This window comes from Mesorhizobium sp. WSM4848, from assembly GCF_055811375.1.
The window spans coordinates 51,164-71,394 of record NZ_JBVVPX010000004.1 but is presented as its reverse complement, the minus strand read 5'-3'; the positions used below and the strand labels follow the sequence as shown (position 1 = coordinate 71,394).

21 protein-coding genes and 1 pseudogene are annotated in these 20,231 nt (G+C 62.3%); 8 read left to right on the top strand and 14 right to left on the bottom strand.

Features of this window, described 5'->3' with window-relative positions; translation table 11 throughout:
* Positions 1–32: 32 nt before the first annotated feature.
* The gene (locus AC0L16_RS05775) at positions 33–1,307 is read left to right on the top strand and encodes an NAD(P)/FAD-dependent oxidoreductase (RefSeq protein ID WP_473619542.1); all 1,275 of its coding nucleotides are present in this window, start codon (positions 33–35) and stop codon (positions 1,305–1,307) included.
* Entirely contained in the window at positions 1,304–2,758 is a 1,455-nt protein-coding gene (locus AC0L16_RS05770) for an aldehyde dehydrogenase family protein (RefSeq protein WP_473619541.1), read from the top strand. The genes AC0L16_RS05775 and AC0L16_RS05770 overlap by 4 nt, the downstream gene beginning before the upstream one ends.
* 249 nt (positions 2,759–3,007) lie before the next feature.
* Here the strand turns inward: AC0L16_RS05770 and AC0L16_RS05765 are convergent, their stop codons facing one another.
* The 5 genes from AC0L16_RS05765 to AC0L16_RS05745 all read right to left on the bottom strand — a co-directional run bounded on the left by AC0L16_RS05765 (position 3,008) and on the right by AC0L16_RS05745 (position 6,830).
* Complete coding sequence (locus AC0L16_RS05765; RefSeq protein WP_473619539.1) at positions 3,008–3,328, bottom strand: (2Fe-2S)-binding protein; 321 nt, start codon at positions 3,326–3,328, stop codon at positions 3,008–3,010.
* Positions 3,329–3,410: 82 nt separating this feature from the next.
* A complete protein-coding gene (locus tag AC0L16_RS05760) occupies positions 3,411–3,764 on the bottom strand; it encodes a cupin domain-containing protein (RefSeq protein WP_473619538.1) in 354 nt (117 codons plus the stop codon).
* Between the two features lie 202 nt (positions 3,765–3,966).
* Positions 3,967–4,665: a beta/alpha barrel domain-containing protein gene (locus tag AC0L16_RS05755; protein WP_473619537.1), complete on the bottom strand. Its 699-nt coding sequence runs from the start codon at positions 4,663–4,665 to the stop codon at positions 3,967–3,969.
* A complete protein-coding gene (gene pdxA / locus AC0L16_RS05750; RefSeq protein ID WP_473619536.1) occupies positions 4,662–5,675 on the bottom strand; it encodes a 4-hydroxythreonine-4-phosphate dehydrogenase PdxA in 1,014 nt (337 codons plus the stop codon). The genes AC0L16_RS05755 and pdxA overlap by 4 nt, the downstream gene beginning before the upstream one ends.
* A gap of 3 nt (positions 5,676–5,678) precedes the next feature.
* A complete protein-coding gene (locus AC0L16_RS05745) occupies positions 5,679–6,830 on the bottom strand; it encodes a four-carbon acid sugar kinase family protein (RefSeq protein WP_473619534.1) in 1,152 nt (383 codons plus the stop codon).
* 75 nt (positions 6,831–6,905) lie between these two features.
* On the opposite strand from AC0L16_RS05745, the gene AC0L16_RS05740 reads away from it, so the two are divergent.
* The 6 genes from AC0L16_RS05740 to AC0L16_RS05715 all read left to right on the top strand — a co-directional run bounded on the left by AC0L16_RS05740 (position 6,906) and on the right by AC0L16_RS05715 (position 13,645).
* Complete coding sequence (locus tag AC0L16_RS05740) at positions 6,906–7,802, top strand: LysR family transcriptional regulator (RefSeq protein ID WP_473619533.1); 897 nt, start codon at positions 6,906–6,908, stop codon at positions 7,800–7,802.
* A 192-nt stretch (positions 7,803–7,994) separates the two neighbouring features.
* Complete coding sequence (locus AC0L16_RS05735) at positions 7,995–8,663, top strand: haloacid dehalogenase type II (RefSeq protein WP_473619532.1); 669 nt, start codon at positions 7,995–7,997, stop codon at positions 8,661–8,663.
* Positions 8,664–9,095: 432 nt separating this feature from the next.
* Positions 9,096–11,918 (top strand): MASE1 domain-containing protein, encoded by a 2,823-nt coding sequence (locus AC0L16_RS05730; RefSeq protein WP_473619530.1) that lies wholly within the window; start codon positions 9,096–9,098, stop codon positions 11,916–11,918.
* Positions 11,915–12,562, top strand: a complete 648-nt coding sequence (locus AC0L16_RS05725; protein ID WP_473619529.1) for a response regulator transcription factor — start codon at positions 11,915–11,917, stop codon at positions 12,560–12,562. The genes AC0L16_RS05730 and AC0L16_RS05725 overlap by 4 nt, the downstream gene beginning before the upstream one ends.
* Positions 12,559–12,948: a response regulator gene (locus AC0L16_RS05720; protein WP_473619528.1), complete on the top strand. Its 390-nt coding sequence runs from the start codon at positions 12,559–12,561 to the stop codon at positions 12,946–12,948. The genes AC0L16_RS05725 and AC0L16_RS05720 overlap by 4 nt, the downstream gene beginning before the upstream one ends.
* Positions 12,938–13,645, top strand: a complete 708-nt coding sequence (locus tag AC0L16_RS05715) for a response regulator transcription factor (RefSeq protein WP_473619527.1) — start codon at positions 12,938–12,940, stop codon at positions 13,643–13,645. Before AC0L16_RS05720 ends, AC0L16_RS05715 begins: the two co-directional genes overlap by 11 nt.
* A gap of 112 nt (positions 13,646–13,757) precedes the next feature.
* Here the strand turns inward: AC0L16_RS05715 and AC0L16_RS05710 are convergent, their stop codons facing one another.
* The 9 genes and pseudogenes from AC0L16_RS05710 to AC0L16_RS05670 all read right to left on the bottom strand — a co-directional run bounded on the left by AC0L16_RS05710 (position 13,758) and on the right by AC0L16_RS05670 (position 20,005).
* The gene (locus tag AC0L16_RS05710) at positions 13,758–14,405 is read right to left on the bottom strand and encodes an HD domain-containing protein (protein WP_473619741.1); all 648 of its coding nucleotides are present in this window, start codon (positions 14,403–14,405) and stop codon (positions 13,758–13,760) included.
* Between the two features lie 50 nt (positions 14,406–14,455).
* Positions 14,456–15,232, bottom strand: coding sequence for an SDR family NAD(P)-dependent oxidoreductase (locus tag AC0L16_RS05705; RefSeq protein ID WP_473619525.1), 777 nt, complete (start codon positions 15,230–15,232; stop codon positions 14,456–14,458).
* Complete coding sequence (locus AC0L16_RS05700; RefSeq protein ID WP_287223674.1) at positions 15,192–15,836, bottom strand: glutathione S-transferase C-terminal domain-containing protein; 645 nt, start codon at positions 15,834–15,836, stop codon at positions 15,192–15,194. The genes AC0L16_RS05705 and AC0L16_RS05700 overlap by 41 nt, the downstream gene beginning before the upstream one ends.
* 49 nt (positions 15,837–15,885) lie before the next feature.
* Positions 15,886–16,323 carry a CBS domain-containing protein gene (locus AC0L16_RS05695; RefSeq protein WP_473619524.1) on the bottom strand — a complete coding sequence of 146 codons (438 nt, stop codon included), beginning with the start codon at positions 16,321–16,323 and terminating at the stop codon, positions 15,886–15,888.
* Positions 16,324–16,418: 95 nt separating this feature from the next.
* Positions 16,419–16,841 (bottom strand): cupin domain-containing protein, encoded by a 423-nt coding sequence (locus AC0L16_RS05690; RefSeq protein ID WP_473619523.1) that lies wholly within the window; start codon positions 16,839–16,841, stop codon positions 16,419–16,421.
* Between the two features lie 96 nt (positions 16,842–16,937).
* Positions 16,938–17,768, bottom strand: a complete 831-nt coding sequence (locus AC0L16_RS05685; RefSeq protein WP_473619521.1) for an alpha/beta fold hydrolase — start codon at positions 17,766–17,768, stop codon at positions 16,938–16,940.
* Between the two features lie 188 nt (positions 17,769–17,956).
* A complete protein-coding gene (locus AC0L16_RS05680; RefSeq protein WP_473619520.1) occupies positions 17,957–18,727 on the bottom strand; it encodes an SDR family oxidoreductase in 771 nt (256 codons plus the stop codon).
* A 336-nt stretch (positions 18,728–19,063) separates the two neighbouring features.
* Positions 19,064–19,159: pseudogene (locus AC0L16_RS05675) on the bottom strand (NmrA family transcriptional regulator); the annotation flags it as partial.
* Positions 19,160–19,219: 60 nt separating this feature from the next.
* On the bottom strand, positions 19,220–20,005 hold the full coding sequence (locus tag AC0L16_RS05670) for an alpha/beta fold hydrolase (protein WP_473619518.1): 786 nt from the start codon (positions 20,003–20,005) through the stop codon (positions 19,220–19,222).
* Positions 20,006–20,231 lie beyond the last annotated feature (226 nt).

Below are 20,231 nucleotides of genomic sequence, written 5' to 3'. Positions count from 1 at the left end.
CCCATGCAAACTGACGCACTGGTGGTGCAATCATGAAGTTTACATCTTATTGGCTGGATACCTCTCAGCCGTTCAATGAGGGCGCGTCCAAACCGCTCGATGGCCACTACGATGTGGCGGTTGTGGGCGGCGGCCTGACCGGATCCTCCGCGGCGCTGGCCCTCGCCAAAAAGGGCGCCCGGATCGCCCTGCTTGAGGCCGAAACGATCGGCAACGCCGCTTCCGGCCGCAATGGCGGGATGTGCAACAACGGTTTTGCCCAGAACTACGCGATCATGGCCGGCAAGCACGGCAAGCCAGCGGCAAACGCGCTCTATAAGGCTTTCGACGCCGGCGTCGATATGGTCGAGCGGCTGGTGCAGGAAGAAAAAATCGACTGCAGCTTCTCCCGCGTCGGCAAGCTCAAGCTTGCCGCCAAGCCTGAGCACTACGACATGCTGGCGCGCAGCCAGGAACTGCTCGCCGCCGATGTCGATCCCGGAACGAGGATGATCGCGCGCGCCGACTTGCGAACCGAAGTCGGCACCGACCGCTACCATGGCGGGCTGCTGTTTCCCAAGAGCGCCAGCATGCATGTCGGCCGTTTCGTCCGGGGTCTGGCGACCGCTGCGGCGCGACGTGGCGCCGAGATCTATGAACGCGCCCCCGTCATGGCTCTGCGCAAGGTCGCCGACGGGCATGAGGTCGAGACCCCGCGCGGCAAGATCGTCGCGCGGCAGGTCCTGCTGGCGAGCGGCATTTCCCAGGTCGGTCCACTCGGATGGATCCGCCGCCGCATCGTGCCGGTCGGCGCCTTCCTGGTCGTGACGGAACCGCTGTCGCCTTCGCAACTCGAGCGCCTCATGCCGACCCGACGCAATGTCGTCGACACGCGCAATCTCGTCGTCTACTGGCGGCTGACGCCGGACAATCGCATGCTGTTCGGCGGGCGGGCCCGGTTTGCAGTATCCAATCCGCAGTCCGACGAGAAGAGCGGCCGGATCCTGAAAGCGGCGATGGTCGAGGTCTATCCGGAACTGGCCGACATCCGCATCGATTACTGCTGGGGCGGCATGGTCGACATGACCCGCGACCGCCTGCCGCGCGCCGGGGAGCGCAGCGGAATTTACTACTCCATGGGCTATAGCGGCCATGGCACCCATATGTCGACGCTGATGGGCAGCATCATGACCGATGTCATGGACGGGCGTCCGGACCTGAACCCCTGGAAGGATTTCGACTGGCCGGCGATCCCCGGATACTTCGGGCGTCCCTGGTTCCTGCCGATCCTCGGTGCCTACTACCGCATGAAGGACCTTGTCACATGATTTCGCCCCTCGAACACCTGTCCCGTAACGGCCGCCTCGACAAGTTCTTCATCGACGGTAAATGGGTCGAGCCGAAGGGCACCGCCGAAGGCGTCGTGGTGAATCCCGCCACCGAAGAGGCCGTGGCCCGGTTTCCGCTCGGAAACAGCTGGGATGTGGACGCGGCCGTTTCAGCGGCCCGCCGGGCGTTCGCCACCTGGAGCCGTACCAGGCCGGAATACCGCGCGGCTCTGCTTGATCGCCTGCAAGCGCTGCTCGAAGCGCGCAATGAACTGCTTGCGCAATGCTTGAGCCTCGAAATGGGCGCTGCGATCGGATATGCGCGCACCGCGCAGGTGCCGCTCGCGATCGCCCATGTGCAGGTCGCTCGCGATGTCCTGAAAACCTTCCCCTTCGTCGAGCAGCGCGGCCACACCGCCGTCACCCACGAACCGATCGGTGTCTGCGCCCTGATCACGCCCTGGAACTGGCCACTCTACCAGATCACCGCCAAGGTTGCGCCGGCGCTCGCCGCAGGCTGCACGGTCGTGCTGAAGCCAAGCGAGCTCTCTCCTTTGGACGCTCTGCTGTTCGCCGAGGCGATTGAGGAAGCCGGCTTCCCTGAAGGTGTCTTCAACCTCGTCAATGGTGACGGCCCAGGCGTGGGTATGGGTCTCGCCTCCCACACCGATGTCGACATGATCTCCATCACCGGCTCGACCCGTGCCGGCATCGCGGTGGCCCAGGCCGCCGCGCCGACGGTCAAGCGCGTCGGACAGGAGCTCGGCGGCAAGTCGCCGAACGTGATTTTGCCCGACGCCGATCTCGATCGTGCCGTTTCGCTGGGCGTAGCCGCCGCCTTCCGCAATCTCGGCCAGTCATGCAGCGCGCCGACGCGTATGATCGTGCCGCGCGTGCGGCTGTCCGAGATCGAGGCAATCGCCAGGAGGGCCACAGCCCAGATCATCGTCGGCGATCCGCTTTCGGAAGCCACCACTCACGGTGCAATCGCCAACCGTTCCCAGTTCGACCGCATCCAAACCATGATCGGCGTGGGCATTTCGGAGGGCGCCAGGCTCCTCACCGGAGGGTCGGGTCGCGCGGACGATCTGAGCGTCGGGTTCTATGTGAAGCCGACCATCTTTTCCGACGTGCGCACAGGCATGCGCATTGCCCAGGAAGAGGTTTTCGGGCCAGTTCTCTGCATCATCCCCTACGACACAGTCGAAGAGGCCGTCACTATCGCCAACGATACGGTCTACGGCCTGGGGGCCCATGTGCAGGGCACGGATATGGACGCCGTCAGGGACGTCGCCTCGCGGATCCGCGCTGGTCAGGTCCACCTCAACTACCCGGCCTGGGACCCGCACGCCCCGTTTGGCGGCTTCAAGCAGTCCGGAAACGGACGCGAATATGGCATCGAAGGCATGTTGGAGTATCTCGAGGTCAAATCCATCCTCGGCTATTTCTAGGCGACATTTTTGCAGGGCGCAGCTGGCGCCGTCTATGCCTGTAGGCCGGGCGGATCGTTAACCAGCTAAAGTGAAGACTGCACGGCTTGCTGCGCCTGTCGCCGCGTTCTCAGGCGGCAACCAGCTGGGACGTCGTCTCAAGAAGCGAGATCCATACCAGTTGCGGGCGCTCACCGCTCTAAACGCCGTTTCACGTTTCCACCAGTTCCAGGGCCGCCCGGATCCCCGCTGGCCCTGCTCCTACGACAACTACTTGAGGGGTGGCCATGTTGTTTCCGGTGCTTTGGTTAGTACGCTCATGCCTTCAGTGATTTCGGCGGTGCAGGCCCTGATCCTGTCTCCATCAGGCGTCCACGCCCAACAGTCCTGACAAGCTCCCATCATGCAAAACCCTGCTCGCGGGCTGTTGCTGAAGTCGGAGATTCTGGCGTAGCCGCGATGAAGCATCAGGGCGGTGAGCAGAAAGTCGCCCTCCATCACCTCAACCGCTTCGTTGTCGATGGACACCGTCAGCGTCCGTCGCTGCTTGTCTTTGATCCTCACGAACCGCGGAGGAGGTGAGCTGTCCATTTTTATTTCCTCCCGGAGATCGCGCACAACTGGTGCTCTGGGACGCTCGCGCGTTCGCAAGCTCCGTCGCGTCTCACCGATCTCAAGTGATGGTGACGTAGACCTTCCTGACGGTCTCGATCGTCTTCCAGACGCCGACCCAGCCGGGCTTAAGTACGAAAGTATCGCCGGCCACATACGTTACGGGCGCGCCGTCCTTCGGGGTCAACTCTATCTTGCCTGCCAGGAGGTAGCAGAACTCGTAGATTTCTCCCTTGACAGAGTGCGTCACACCCGGAGTTGCTTCCCAAACGCCGCTGTTCACGCGCCCATCCTTGTCCGAATCCTGAGGCCAGCTTTTGAACTGTGGGTCCCCTGAAATCAGGCGCTCCGGTAGCGCCGCGGATTCTTTCGGGGCGAATGTCGGGTTTTGATCGATTTTCTTTAGAAAGGACATGTTTGGTTACCTTTTTGGGTGAAGAGCCGGTGGTCAGCGTGGCCTTGGCATGTGCCAAGGCATGATGAGCACGCTCAATTTCTTTCGTTTGTCTTGCTGTCTATGCGATCGAATGTAGTGGCAGAGAACTCTGGCCTGGAGCTTCCTCGATCGTTCGAAGCTCCGCCGTGCTGAGTTCAATTTGTGATTATTTTGACCAGGACTAACCTCCCACGCTCTCTTGATGTCCTTCGAGGCACGCCGAGATCGCCCGCAGCTGGAATTCCAGTGCGGGACCCTCCGCCGGGAACCGGCCGTCCAGCGCGGAGGTGCCGACGGTAAATCCCGCTGCGCCACTGTTTCGAATGGTGTTGATCTGATCCGGCCGGTCCACCGATCCCGCGACGATAACGGGCTTGGGCACGGCTCGGCACACAGCGTCGATCAGAGACGGCACATTGCCTGCCGAACGGTAGGCGAGAAGGTCGAGACCGGCGACACCGGGATGGCTGGCGAGCGCGACGGCGCTTTTGACGATCTCGGCCTGCGATCCTTCGAGAATGCTCGGATGCCCGACGACGCGGCCAGGAAACGGATAGTAGCGAATGGGCGTCCCTTCCAGCAGCGGCAGCACGTCCTGGGCATGGGTGCCACCGAGAAGAAAGTCGACGCCGAGGTCGATCGCCGCCTTGACCGAACGGATCTCGCTGTCGCGGTCGAGCGATACAACTTCGAGATAGGTGCTGGCTCCGCCCTCGCGGATCTGGCGGGCGAGGCCGGCGAGCGCGTCGAGCGGCAGGCCGATGTCCTTGAAGCCGATGTGGCGGATTCCGGCCCCGAGCGCCGTTTCGGCGTGGACGGCGGCCTCGGTCACGGTGCGGTCGTTGCGTGTCAGCATGAAGATGAAGTCGAATTGGGTCATGGGGTGACGGCTTTCTGGTTGGGGAGAGAAGCCTTCAGCCGAAGGGCGTAGTCGAAGGCGGTCTCCAGGCTGGAGGGGTCGGCAACGCCGGACCCCGCGATGTCGAAGGCGGTGCCGTGATCGGGGCTGGTGCGCACGAATGGCAGGCCCAGCGTGACGTTCACGCCATGGTCGAGGCCCATATATTTGACCGGGATGAGACCCTGGTCGTGATACTGCGCGACCACGATGTCGAAACGACCCTTACGGGCCTGCATGAACACGGTGTCGCCTGGCCATGGGCCGGAGGCGTCGATACCTTCGGCACGGGCCGCCTCGATTGCCGGCCGGATGATGCGGATTTCCTCGTCTCCGAAGAGACCGCCTTCGCCGGCATGCGGATTGAGGCCGGCGACAGCGACGCGCGGATGGGTGATGCCGAGCGCCTGCGCACCGGCATGGGCCAAGCGGATCGCGTCCATCTGCGCCGCGAAATCGCCTTTGCGGATCGCCTCGGACAGCGAACAATGGATGGTAACAAGAACCGTGCGAATGTCCTCGTTCGCCAGCATCATGGCGACCTTGGGAGCCCCGCCATGATCGGCCAGGATTTCGGTGTGGCCGGGATAGTGCAGACCGGCTGCTGCGAGGGCCTCCTTGTGAATCGGAGCCGTTACGATGCCGCCCACCCAACCGTCCCGCGCTAGTCCGATCGCGACAACGATGGCGTCGAACGCCGCGCGTCCACTGACGGCCGAAACCTGGCTGACCGGTGGCAGGGCGGAAAGCTGCGAGGAGCAAAGCACGTTGAGGGTTCCGTCATCGAGCACGGTCTCATCGACGGAAGCGATCGGCCGGACCCGCACATCAGAATTGAGTGCGCAAAGGGCGTGGGTCATCACCAGCGGATCACCGACGACGATCCAGTGTCGCTTGTCCGGTCGACGGAGATACATTTTTGCGATGATCTCGGGGCCGATGCCGGAGGGATCACCCATGGTCACGGCTAGAGGAGCGTCATGGGCGGTCATGAATCAGAGCCTTTCAGGAAGCGGTTTGGCCAGCAGGTCGCGGGCGGCATCAAGGAGTGCAGAGGGTGAGCCGAAGCCTCCCGCCTTCATGGCGACGGTAAGCGGCGTTCCATCCGCCCGTTCGGCGCGGCCGACCGGAAAGCCGGGCTCCAACTCGCGGGTGAGAAGGAACCCGTTGATGCCGAGGCGGTCGAGGATCGCGGCCATCGTCTCGCCGCCGGTGGCGATCACCGCGTCATAGTCGCGCCGGGCGACCGCTGCGGCTGCTTGTCCGGCGAGGTTCGTCGTCACCGCGCTGGCATTCTCCTGCCGTTGCAGCGGTGCCCGAAGACAAATCACACGGGCGTCGCCGGGAGCGTCGGCCAGGTCGCTGACGACGGGAACGCCTCGTACACGCAAGGTCTCGCATTGGACGCGCGTCACCGGATTGGTGCTTCCTGCGACGATCACCACCCGCCCGGCGGCTTTGCCCGTTACCGGGCGTTCATCCGGCACGGCAGGGACCAGCGATGCCAGCGCGATGGCGAGACCGGGAGAGCCCACCCAAAGAACAGTCTCAGGATCGGGAATGCCGGCGACTTGCCGGTTCAGTACCTCCTGGCTGTCGGCGTCGAGGATCAGAATGGACCCTCTCGTCGCCGCATCGCCGGAACTGTCTGGGGCGAGAATGGTCGGTATCCCCAGGGACGGGTCGATCAGATCGGCAATGTGCGATGTGTTTGCCGGATGGACTGGATCACGGCCGTAGACGCTTTGACTCACGGGAATGCCGTTCACCGTCTGGATCCCGCCGACGGTGAGCCGCCCCGCTTCGGGAAAGGCTGGAGCGATGACAAGCCTGCTCCGGCCGCTGGCGCGAAAGGCGGCGGCGACTTCCTCGCGGATATGGCCGCGCAGGGTCGAATCGATCGTTTTGAACAGAAGGCGGGCATTCGAGAGGGCCGACACGGCGTCGGCGATAACCCTTGTCGCCTGCCAGATTTCGGAGGCGCGGCTGTTGGTATCGATCGAAGCGATAGCTCCATTCTCCGCGCCGTCGACCTGTCGCTTGATCACAGGTGCATAGCCTCTCGCGAGAAAGGCGGCCGCGCCGTCGGTAGCGCTGGTCAGATCGTCGGCGATTATCCCGACCTGGAAAGATGTGTTCCGCTTCATGTCGGTGATAATAGCAGAACGATCGGCAACGATTATCCATATGATCTGACGATTAGTAGTGATATGTGATCACCAATGAAGCGATCTGACGTGCCTTCTTTGGACGATCTGCGTGCCTTTCAAACAGTGGCGCGTCTGGGGTCTGTGCGTGCTGCGGCTGCCGAACTCGCTCTGACGCATGGTGCAGTCAGCCGCCGCGTCTCCAAACTGGCCGCCGATCTTGGTCTGCGTTTGCTCGAAGCGGACGGGCGAGGGGTGCGTCTGACCTCCGATGGCGCGAAGCTGGCGGAGGCAACCGGCAAGGCGTTCCATTTAATCACTGATGCCTTGGCAGAAATCAGGTCCAGCTCGACGCCCATTCCGATCATCCTGTCCTGCGAGCGCTCGCTGGCGATGCGCTGGCTGATCCCCCGCTTATCCGGGTTTCAGGATCGATATCCGGATGTCGAGGTGCATCTGTCAACCGGCGGCGGAGGGCTGGACTTCGCGCGTGACCGGGTGACGCTTGCGATCCGCCGTCTCGATTTTCTGGTGGACCCTGAATGGACCATCATCAGGCTGATGCCGGAGCGGGTTGGTCCGGTCATGCTGCCATCCCTGCGCAAGCGGTTCGAGAGTGGCGACTATGTGGCGCTCGGATCACGGACGCGACCGGATGCTTGGGAAGCGTGGCTCGACGCGCATATGGATGCGCCACGTCCTCGAGCGATCCGATTGCTGGATCATCATTTCCTGATGGCAGAAGCGGCCCTGGGAGGTCTTGGCGTTGCTCTTGCCCCCCAGGCGATTGCAGCAGATGACGTCGCGAATGGGCGATTGGAAGCACCGCTCGGCTTTGAACGCGACGGAACCGACTACGGCCTGATCCATCCTAAGTCGATCATTGTTTCTGCCGGCCTCTCCGCATTGCGCGATTGGCTGACTGCAGAGTCCGAGAGATCGTTCAAGCGGCAGGTGCTTGAGAACAGCTAAACCAAAAAAAGAAGGTCGCCTTTGCGCCGGTATCGGCTCAGGCAGGGCGAAAGAGACAGCACTGCGAAAGGGCGTGCTGGTTTTGCAGTCGACCGGAGGTCCTTCTGCTGAATGACCATGCATTGCGGCACATTCTGCCAAACGCCTGCGATTATGCTTGGCTGACAGGGCAGATTGACAGGAACCAAAGACATGGATCGCTTCCGGCCGAAATACGTGACGTTTGATTGCCACGGCACACTCATCAACTTCCAAATGGCGGAAGCCGCCAGGGACTTGTTCGGTCATCTTCTGGATGGGCCGCGCATGGACGAGTTCATCAGAAACTTCCAGGGCTACCGCCTCGATGATGTGCTGCAGGACTGGAAGCCTTATGCAGATGTCGTTCACAACGCACTGGAGCGCACCTGCCGCCGCAACAGCGTCGCATTCCGTGCCGAAGACGCCGAAACGATCTACAAACGCATCCCGACCTGGGGGCCGCATCCGGACGTACCCGAGGGATTGGCCAAACTTGCCAAGGAATTTCCGTTGGTCACCCTGACGAACTCCATGGTGGCCCAGATTCCGTCGAACGTGGCAAAGCTCGGTGCGCCCTTTCACGCCGTCTTGACCGCTGAAGAGGCGGGTGCCTACAAGCCGCACTTCAAGGCGTTCGAATACATGTTCGACATGCTGGGCTGCGGCCCGGAGGATATCACGCATGTGTCCTCGTCTTTCCGCCACGACCTGATGTCTGCCTATGATCTGGGGATCAAGAGCAAGGTCTGGGTCAATCGCGGCCACGAGCCGGCCAATCCCTTTTACGAATACACCGAAATCCGCGATGTGACGCAGCTGCCGGGCGTTTTCAGACTCTGAGGGGTGAGGACAGGTTGGGGACACGCAGAGCACTGCGCACATTTTGCGAGGGCCAGCGGCGCCGCCTAAAACACCGCGAGAAATAGAACTGCGGGGCGCCGTCACTGGAGCGCTCCATCTGTCCGCCGGTGCTTCGCCGTGGCCATCATGTGATGGATGCCCTGACTTGCAGCACTGTGTCGATGGATCGGGGAGCCATGATCTGGGCAGGGACCTAGCGTGACGAGTCCGCTCGGCGGTCTAGGCGGCATCATCCCGACGGCTAGGAAAATCTACGTCTCATGGATTTCCATGAGGTGCGGCCTGGGCAGGGCGGGGTTAAAAGCAATCATGAGCGCGCCAGCCCAGATTTCGCCAGTCCGGATATCGAGGAGAAGTGCTACACGAAGCGCTGACAGTCCCCAGCCCTTCTTTGCCCGGCAGGAGAAGCCGATGATGTCCGTCTGGTCGCAGCGTCCGCAATTCCTGCACCTGGGGTTATTTTTTGCAGCCTACGTCTTGGGCTGCGGGTTCGCCCAGGCGCTCGCAATCGTCCCCGGAATAACCGTTTCCATTTGGCCTCCGGGCGGCGTTTTCATCGCGACGCTCATTCTCACCTCTCCTTACAGCTGGCCGTGGTGGATATTGGCGGGCTGCCTGGCGGAGATGGTCGCGCAGCTCGTGTGGTTCCACAGTCCGCTGCCTGCTGGCTTCCTGATCTATGTCGGCAACGCCCTTGGCGCGACTGTCGGCGCAACGCTGGTGAACCGGACATGCGGGCGCCCGGTTCGGCTTGAAACCTTGCAGGAAGTTCTCGCATTCGTCGTTCTGGGTGCTGGAGTTGCGCCCCTCGTAAGCGCGACGGTGGGAAGCGCGACGCTTGCGTGGTTTGGCGTAGAATCGCAAACCTTCACGGCGGTATGGCCGCTGTTTTGGATTGGAGACGCCACCGGAATCCTGCTCGTAGCGCCACCGGCGCTGGTCGTGATCCAGTATTGGCGCAGCAAGACCCAATTCTCTCCGGCGCAGCGGGCGGAAGCCGGCGTCCTAGGTCTGATCTTCCTAGGGGTCGCCGCACTTTCCTTGAGCGACGTCTATCTGCCCACCCCCTACATCATCATGCCGCCCCTTCTTTGGGCCGCGGCGCGCTTCGAGTTCAGGGGCGCCGCCGTCGCCTTGACGCTCCTCGCCCTGATCACGATGGCGCTCACGATATCCGGCGACAGCCAGTTTATCGGCGATCCCGAGTCCCAGAGACAAAGGCAGGTCATGCTGCAGCTTTTCCTGGCCATCTCGGCATTTTCGGCGCTCATCGTGGCGGCCATATCCCGGCAATATCAGCTGGCGCTGGCCACATCGCGAGACCGGGAACGGGAGCTCTCGCAGCTCGTCGATATGGTTCCGAGCCACGTCTGGCGTCTAACGCCTGACGGCGAGCCGATTTTTTTCAATAAGCGCATGGTCGATTTTCTCGGCCTGGACGTGGCGGATACGGTCAAGCCGGGCATGAGCCGCTTGACGGCGATGATAGAGGCCGGCGTCCATCCGGACGATGCGGCGGCGTTCGGGGACACGCTCCGCGATCGCCTCGCCACCGGCGAGGTCTTTGCGATGCGGTACCGCTTGCGCCGTCTCGACGGGACCTACCGCTGGATGTCGAGCCGCGCCGAGCCGATGAGGGATCAGGAAGGGCGCATCGTCCAGTGGTACGGCCTCTGTCACGACATCGACGACCAGATGCACGCCGAAGAGGCGCTACGTCGCAGCGAGCGGCAGTTGCGGGAGACGATCGACGCCGTACCGGTCCGCATCTGGAGCGCAAAGCCTACGGGCGGGCCGGTCTATTTCAACAAGCGCTACCAAGACCATTTCCGTTCCGTCATTGCGGATTTCGAAGCTCTCGAGGAGCCGCGCATCGAGCAACTGCTGCAGGAGCTGATCCATCCCGAAGATGCTCCCGAGGTACAGAACACCCTACGGAATTGCTTCGAAACCGGTGGCATGTCCACGATGCGATTTCGTTGGCGCGAAGAGCACGGCGCGTACCGCTGGGCGGAGTGCAGGGTAGAGCCTCGGCGTAACGAAGACGGTGAGGTCGCGGAATGGTACGGCGTTTCCCTCGACATCGACGATGAGGTGCGTGCGCAGGAAGCCTTGCGCGATAGGCAGCGCGAGCTCTCGCAGCTCGTGAACATGGTTCCCGTCCATATCAGACGTCTGACGCCGGAAGGCGAGCCGACCTTCTTCAACAAGCGCTTGCTAGACTACTTCGGCTTGAACGACCTGGCGCAACTGGACAAGCCGGACATGAGCCGGCTGGCGGCAGCCATACAGGCCCTCGTCCATCCCGACGATGCACCTCTCCTGCTCGACACGGTTCGCCACTCCCTCGCCACCGGGGAGCCCTACTTCATGAAGTATCGTATGCGTCATGCGGATGGCGCGTATCGCTGGGTCGACGGCCGCGGGGAGCCGGTGCGGGACCAAAGCGGCGCGATCGTGCAATGGTACGCCATTTCCATCGACATCGATGGGGAAGTTCGGGCGCAGGAAGAGCTGCGTCTGGCGCAAGCAAGTCTAGCGCATGCGAGCCAGGCAGCCAGCCTTGCCGAGCTCTCGGCATCTATCGCGCATGAGGTGAACCAACCACTCGCCGCGATCGTCGCCAACTCCAGTGCATGCCACCGCTGGCTTTCGGCCGAACCCCCAAACCTCGAGCGCGCCAAGATCACCGCCGAGCGCATCATCCGGGACGCCAACTCGGCAGCGGAAGTTGTCAGCCGAATCCGCGCCTTGTTCAGGCAATCCGTGGAGCCGAGGAATCGCACGATGCTCGGTAGCATCATAGCCGAGGCGCGCGATCTTATGGCCGAGGAGGCGGCGCGGCGGCGCGTCCGCCTGGATGTCGATGTCGGAAGCGGCTTGCCGCTTCTCGCTCTCGACCGCGTACATATCCAGCAAGTCCTGGTGAACCTCATTCGAAACGGCATGGATGCGATGGACTCCATTGCGGGGGACCGGGTTCTTGGGGTGAGGGTCCGCCGCGTGGGCGATGTGGTCCAAACGGAGATCAGTGATCGCGGCGCGGGGGTCGCGTTTCCCGACAAGATATTCGAGCCGTTCTTCACGACGAAGGGGAACGGAATGGGCATGGGGCTCGCGATCAGCCGTTCGATCGTCGAATCGCATGGCGGACGCCTGTGGGCGGAGAAGAACGAACCGCTGGGAGCGACGTTCGTCTTTACCTTGCCTATTGAAACGAAAGCGGCGCCATGACCACGGATGACCATATCGTCTTTATTGTGGACGACGATGCGCGCCTTCGGGAAGCGCTGAGCGAGTTGCTCGATTCGCACGGCATTCGCGCCGCGGCATTCGGATCGGCCAGCGAATACATCAGTGCGGACAAGCCGGACGTCCCGGCATGCCTCATCCTCGACGTCGAGCTGCCCGACATCAACGGCCTCGATCTGCAGAGGCAGATCGCAAAGGGAGATCATCCGCCGATCGTTTTCATAACAGGGCACGGCGACATTCCGTCCTCCGTCCAGGCGATCAAGCATGGCGCCGTGGACTTTCTCACCAAGCCCTTCAGCGATGCCGATCTTATGTCTGCAATCCATACGTCGATAGCCGAGGATCGGGAAAGGAGATCGGCGCGCGCTGAACTAAGAGTGCTGAAGCAACGCTATCTCGACCTGACGCCGCGCGAACGCGAGGTGCTGCCGCTCGTGGTGAGCGGCCTTCTCAACAAACAGGCAGCCGCCGAGCTCGGAATCAGCGAGGTCACGCTGCAGATCCATAGAAGGAATGTGATGCAGAAAATGGCAGCGTCATCGCTCGCCGATCTCGTGCGTATCGCGCAGCGGCTGGACATACCGATCACCCACTCGCGCCGAGCGGGAGGGAACCGGGCGTGACCAAGGGAAGACCTGTCGTGGCCGTTGTCGATGACGATCCAAGGCTACTCGAGTCGCTGGAGGATCTGCTGGAGTCCGCCGGCTATGCGGCCCGCAGCTTCTCGTCGGCGCGATCATTGCTCATCAGCGGGCTGTCCGGCCTTGACGTGCTCATAACCGACATCGGGATGCCCGGCATGGACGGCTTCGAACTTTGTGATCTGGTGAAGAAGGTGCGCCCGGACCTGCCGGTGTTCCTGATCACCGGCCGCCACGAGATTGCCGATGCGGACAGAGCCCAGGGCGTCAGCGGGTGCTTCCGTAAGCCCTTCGATGCGAAGGTCATGCTGGCAGCCATCGGCAATGTATTACGCAAATCGAAAAATGGAGATGGGCATGAGAGTTGAGCAGCCGCCGCACGTACGGAGATCGGCGCCGTTGTCATCGCAGCGCAGGAGCGAAGTGGAACAGCCCCTCGTTATCATTGTGGATGACGATGCGTCTGTTCAGGAGGCGCTGTCCGAATTGATACTTTCCGCCGGGTTGCAGCATGTCTGTTTCAGCTCGACGCGCGAATTGCTCGATGCCGACGTACTGGATCGGGCCGGTTGTCTGATCCTCGATGTGCGCATGCCGGGAGCGAGCGGTCTCGATCTGCAGCGGCATCTGGCCCAAAGCGGCAACCCCAAGCCAGTCATTTTCCTGACCGGGCATGGCGACATTCCGATGACCGTCCAGGCGATGAAGGCCGGGGCTGTGGATTTTCTCACCAAGCCGGTGCGGGACCAAACGCTGCTTGACGCTGTTATTGCGGGCATTGCGATGGATGCCGCGCGGCGGGCGGAAGCTGCGGTCGTCAAGCGCAATGTCGAACGCTTTGAGACGCTGACGCCACGCGAGCGTGAGGTTCTGCATCAGGTGGCGCGCGGGCGCCTCAATAAGCAGATCGCCTTCGACCTCGGCATTAGTGAGGTGACGGTAAAGCTGCACCGCGGCAACGTCATGCGCAAGATGGAGGCCGCTTCCATCGGTGAGTTGATCCGGGCATGGGAGACGCTGCCGGCGCCGATGCGCGAGGTCGGCGGGGCCAGGACTGCGGCATGAAACAGTTCCGGCAACGGCTCACCGGAAGGGCACGAGTCGCCGGCCACGGGCGAAGGTAGACGGCCGAATTCGCCGGGTACGACGAATCCGGACAATCCGGCTCCAGCCGTATTCAACCTTCAAATGGCGCGTTCGACACGAGATCGACGGAAGAAGGAGCTCGGTATCCAGATACATAGCGTTCACCGAAATCCCGGACGAAATTGTCGTAGGTCGTTTCCGGCTTGGCCTCGGCGATGCGACAGAAGCACCGGGTCATGCGACGCTTCATCTTGAGCCGCGGGAATTCCTCGATGATCCTTGCGATCTCCGCTGCAGGGACAAGCTCGTATTGCAGGCCGATCACATCCAGGCAGATGCCGGCAGTACAGAGCGCCACCTCCGCCTCCTTGTAGAGGCCTATCGACGGTGTCGAGTTTAGGGCGACGCTGTCCCAGATCAGCTGGGCTCGGCGCTCGTCGACACCGCCTTGCTGTGCGAAGATCCGGGCTAGATCGGCGCCTTCGACTTCGAAGCGGCGCGGGCCGTTAAAGCGCTCGTTGAGCGTGATGTCATGCAACAGCGTCCCCAGGGCGACGACTTCCGCATCGTGATCGATGTTCCGAAGCTGTCCAATCCGCGCCGCGAATAGCCAAGAACGGACGACATGATTGAACAGATAGGATTCGCATTCGTGCCGAGCATAGTCGAGGGCCTGTTGCACAAGCGGCGTATCGGGAACCAAAACCCCTCCAAGGATTCGACCGCTGGCTCGGTTCATGTCTATAGTCTCCTCGGCGATTTTCGACCGGCTGTTCGTCGGCACGTGCGTCATGTGAGGCCAAGGCCTCCATCCACGGCGATTACCTGCCCGGTCACCCACTCGGACGCCGAAACGGTGAGATGCACGATCCACCTGGCTACGTCGTCCGGACTGCCACGTCGTTTGAGCGGTATCTGCTCTCGCTCCGCTTCCTCGATAACCGCTGCATGTTCCGGAGAGAGCCCCATCATACCCGTCAGTGCTCCCGATTCGGTTGGACCGGCAGCGATGGCGTTGACCCGCACTCCCTGTGGCGCGAGTTCGAGCGCCCAGCAGCGCGTCAGGTGTTCGAGCGCTGCCTTGCTGGCGGCGTAATGGGACAGACCCGCCGCGGGCTTGTGACCGAACGTGCTCGATATGTTTATGATCGCTCCCTTCGCCGCCGTCAGATGCGGAAGGGCTGCCGACGCCAGCAGGCTTGGGCCAACGACGTTCACCGCGAAGATGTCCGTGATCCGCTCAGCGGCAGCATCGCCCAGAGGCAAGAGAGCGCCAGCGCCGGCATTGTTTACGAGGATGTCCAGACGTCCCCATGTGTCGATTGCCTTCGCAATGGTGCGAGGGGCATCCTCGGGCTTCGCAGCGTCGGCGACGAGGCTCGTTATATTCGGGTGCTCAGCGGCCGCTTCCTCCACCATTGCTGGGCGGCGTCCCGTGATGAGGACCTTCGCACCTTGCCTGGCAAAACTCAGGGCAGCGGCGCGGCCGATGCCGGAGCTTCCTCCGGTGATGATGACAACCTTGTTATCCAGTGACATGATCGCACTCTTCACGCGTGTGAGCATTCGCTTCACTGTCTATCAATGAGATCAGGCCCTCTTGCCGCATGGCGGCTTGCACTGCCGGACGGCTCGCCATGCGGCGACGCAACGCAACGAATGGCGGGGGAATGCCGACATCAAAGCGCTCGGCCCACAAGAGCATCACGAACAGATAGAAATCCGCGACGCTGGGCGTTGCTCCAAACAGGTAGTTGCCCGCAAGCCTCTCCGAAAGTATGTCCAGCAGCTTGGAGATCGTCGCTCTTGCCTGCGCCTTTTGGGTTTCGCTACTGGCATGCCACATCGGCTTGAAGCTGCGGTGCACCTCGGTCGAGATGAAAACCAGCGCTTCTAGCACGCGCGTGCGGCCAAGGTTTCCTGGAATACCGAGCGTTGGATACTCCGTAGCGAGCCAATCGAGGACGGCGATGTTCTCGGTGAGGATTTCTCCGCTGTCCAGCACCAGCGCCGGAACGTAGCCCTTTCGCGTTACATCGTTGAAATCGGCCCCCGATGCCGTCCGCTTGGTCTTCAGGTTGACGCTCTCCCGCTCGAATGGCGCGCCAGCTTCGAGTAGGGCGATGTGATCGGCCAAACTGCACGCAAGCGGGCTGTAGTATAGTTTCATGATCACGATCCTTTTCGGGATATGCCTGGAGGAGGCGCGGCAAAAACCGTTAGCGGTAGCCGACGCCGGCGACATAATTGAAGAGCATCCGCTCCTGCATTTCTTCCTGCTCGAACAACACTTTCATCGTGTCGCGTATGTCCAGTATGCCGAGAGGCCTGGCGCCGACGTCGATTACCGGAATGTTCTGCAGGCTTCGCGCCGCCATGGTCTGCCATACGTCATGGACATCGTCCTGCGGACTGCACGAGACGATGGATCTGTTCATCAGGTCGGACACTGGCGGCGTCTTGGACGCTGGGCCGGCGAGATGGCGCACGAGATCGGATTTGCTAAGCACACCCTCTGCGCCTCCGCCTGCATTGCATACCAAAACGAGGCCGATGCCAGGCCTGGACAGTGAAACGGCGGTCGCTTGCACCGTTGCATCCAAGTCGATCACGGCCAGGCGCGACGACGTGAAGGCATGCAGTTTGTCGATGAGCATTGCGCCGTCCCTGGTTGCGTGCCGTGCCGAGGAGCGCTTCAATCGCAACGGCGGCGCGGCGCTTTCCTGTTCAAACAGGGCGATAGATTCCGACCTCATTCTTCGTAGGGGAGCACAAGTTCGGTCTCGCTGGTGTCGACGATGAAGACGGCCAGCAGCCGGGCGGGGTCAGTCGCGCTGGCATTCTGGCTGACGCGGTGACGATCACCGGGATATTCGGACCAGCTCTCGCCGGCGCGATAGGTGACCACCGGGCCATCATTGACCTGACTCTTGATCGCCCCTTCGAGAACCGTTGCGTAGATGAAGGCAGATTTGGGATGGAGATGCGCGGGCGAATTACCGCCTGGCTCATATTCGACAAGCACACCTCTCATGCTCTTGCCGGGCACGTTCGGAAGCGGTTGATCATAAACGAGCTTCACGTTCTTGAAAGCGCCAGCCGTATTGTCGGCCAGCGCGGCGGTGGCGATGAACGCCGCGAGAGCGGCGGTGCTGTAGAGTGTATTCCGGATCATTTGTCTGGCTCCAGTTTGCGGTTGAGATTGGGGTGATCGCCGGCCGGAGGGGAGGACGGCCGGCGATCGGGCTCTCGCCTGAGGGCACGCGCGAGGCTAGGACCTGATGAAGGTGAGCAAGTCGGCGTTCACCACATCGGCATGCGTGGTACACATCCCGTGCGGAAAGCCCTCATAGATCTTGAGCGTGCCGTTCTTTAGAAGCTTTGCCGATAACGGCGCGGAATCGGCAATGGGCACGATCTGATCGTCCGTGCCGTGCATGACGAGTGTCGGCACGTCGATGATCTTGAGGTCGTCGGTGAAATCGGTTTCCGAAAAGGCCTTTATGCCGTCGTAGTGCGCCTTGGCGCTGCCCATCATGCCTTGCCGCCACCAGTTTTGGACGATGCCCTGGATCGCTTTCGCGCCGGTCCGGTTGAAGCTGTAGAAGGGGCCTGACGGGAAATCGATGTAGAACTGCGCGCGGTTGTCAGCGAGCGACTTGCGCAGCCCGTCGAACACTTCGATCGGAAGGCCGCCAGGATTGGCCGGCGTCTTCACCATGATTGGCGGCACCGCGCCGATGAGGACGAGCTTCGCGGTGCGTTCGTTGCCGTGGCGGGCGACGTAATGAGCGGCTTCGCCGCCGCCGGTCGAGTGGCCGATGTGGATTGCGTCGCTCAGGCCGAGATGCTCGACCACCGCCGCCGCGTCGGCGGCATAGTGATCCATGTCGTGGCCGTCGCTCACCTGCGCGGAACGGCCGTGCCCGCGCCGGTCATGGGCGATGGTGCGATATCCATGCCCGACGAAGAAAAGCATCTGCGTGTCCCAGTCGTCGGCGCTGAGCGGCCAGCCGTGGTGGAAGACGATCGGTTGGGCGTCCTTCGGACCCCAGTCCTTGTAGTAGATCTCGGTGCCGTCCTTGGTGGTGATAGTGCTCATATCCTTCGATCCTTCTTGAGAGATTGATGAGTTCGATTCCTGGCCGGCTGTCCCTTGCGCGAGCGCATATTTGGGCAGGCCGGTTGCAATGCCGGCGGCAGCCGCGCCGAGGAGGAGGGTCCGGCGACTTGCCTGAGGCGCAGTGGGCAGCTTATGGTCCATCGTCGTTTCCTCGTCAGATGACGCCGTTACGCCGCAACACCGCTTCGCCGAGGCGGGGCGTGGTCGAACCAGTCTTCGAACGACGTCGAACCGATCCGGGCGCCCGCGCCAGGGACAAGCGAGCGGTCGTCTAGCTCGGTCCCGAAATAGAGCGCATGAGGATCGCCGATCACCTTCCTGGAATCGTTGGCGAGCTGCAGAAAACGCGCGACCAGCTCGTTCATGCGGAAAGGCTCGGGGCCGCCGATCTCCATCACGCCGTTAATCGGCTGGGAGAGCGCCACGTCAGCCATGACATCCGCGACGTCGTCGGAGGCGATGGGCTGGAAGTAGGCCGACGATACCGAGGCGGTGTCGCCGACGGTTGCCGACTGCGCAATGCCGCCAAGGAACTCGAAGAACTGGGTCGAGTGAACGATCGTGTAGGGAATTCCCGACTCCCTGATCAGCTTCTCCTGAGCCATCTTGGCGCGCAGGTAGCCGCTGCGGGGCAGGCGCTCCGCCCCGACGATCGAGAGCGCAATGTGATGCTTCACGCCGGCGGCCTTCTCCGCCGCGAGCAGGTTCTTTCCGGCTGTTTCGAAGAACTCGAGAACGGCCTTGTCCTCGAACGACGGCGAATTGGCGAGGTCGATGACAACCTCTGCCCCGGCAAGAGCCTTATCCAATCCTTCACCGGTGAAGGTGTTGACGCCGCCACTTGGCGACGCCGCCAACACGTCGTGGCCCTTCACGCTCAGCCTTGCGACGGTCTTGGAGCCGATAAGCCCGGTGCCGCCGATGATTACGATTTTCATGTCATTCTCCTGTTCTGACTTCGAAAAGATCTACTTGGAACAACGCCGGCGGCTCTAACCGTGCCGGCCCTGAATTCCTCGATGAGAGCGACGCGCGTCCGCGACTCGCTCGACCGCCAGCAGAAGGGCTTGGCTCAAGCGACACTGTCTTCGCAGCCTTCCCTCGCTTGGCCCCGACCCACGACCTCCGAGGCGCTGCCGTAGTAGCCCAAGCCAAAGATCTCGGCCGTGCCATAGGTGGCGCAGGACGGAGGCGGTGTTCTCGAGGAATTCCCGAAGAGGTTTGCCAGCGTGGCCGGGATCACGAGGTGCCGCTGTTGTGAGGGCAGGACGTTGCGGCGACGCCGCCACGACGTCGTGCCCCTGTTGACGCAACCTTTCGACAGTCGCTAACCGGACGTACCGAGTGCCGCCAATGACCACGATTTTCATGTCGATGTCTCCTGGGGCTTGCACTTGCTGAATGCAGCCGGCGCGAGGCGGCCGGTTTCGTCACTGTGCCGATGCGGCTTCCTCTATGAGCAAGGCGATCGCTTCTGGACGCGAGACCATCAGCGCGTGCGACCCGCCCTCGACGACGATGGTCTTCACCGAATGCGCGCGCTCGGCCATGAACTTCATGACCGCCGGCGGGATATTCCGATCCGCCGAGCCGTAGATCGCGTAGGATGGAATTGTCTTCCAAGAAGGCGCGCCGGAGGGCTCTGCCAGGGCGGCGTCAGCCACCGGGCGTTGTGTCGCCGCCATCAGGCTGGCCTGCGCTGCCGGCACATCGGCCGCGAACTGCTCGTGAACCTTTTCCGGCTGGATGTAGAGGTCCTGTCCTCCATCCGGCCGCGCCACCGGCAGGAGCGCCTCGCCAAGCGTGCTGCCTGGGAACTTCCCCGAAAGCGTGAGACTGGACTCGCCTTTGTCCGGGGAGAATCCGGCCACATAGACCAGCGCTTTCACATTGTTCTTCCCGTTGGCTGCCTCGGTGATGACCGGCCCGCCATAAGAATGGCCTACCAGGACGACCGGTCCGCCGATGGATCCGATGACGGCCGATACGGCGGCCGCATCGCTTGCAACGCCGCGAAGTGGGTTGGCCGCGGCGATGGTCCGGAAACCGTCCCTGTTGAGCTCGGCGATGACGCCGTTCCAGCTCGACGATTCAGCAAAGGCCCCGTGCACCAGCACGATCGTCGGTTTTGCCTGATGGTCCGTGGCCTGCGCCGTCGGGCTGTCCGACACGCTACATGCGTAAACAAGGGCCAGAGCTCTGATGATCTTGTGCACGTGTCTTCTCCTGTGCGGCGGGTCGTCCGATACCGAGAAGAATGCGCCCACTTGGCGCGCGAAAATATTCGACGGACGGCTCGGTCAGGCGATCCGAAAGTCTAGGACGATGCACCCGGGGGAGTGGCAGCTGTAGCCGGTGGTCGGCGCACGGGTAAGTTCCCGACGTCGATCGAACGCATCGCCGGGGTAAGACCGCGCCGACGTTCTCAGGCAGCGCGCCCAA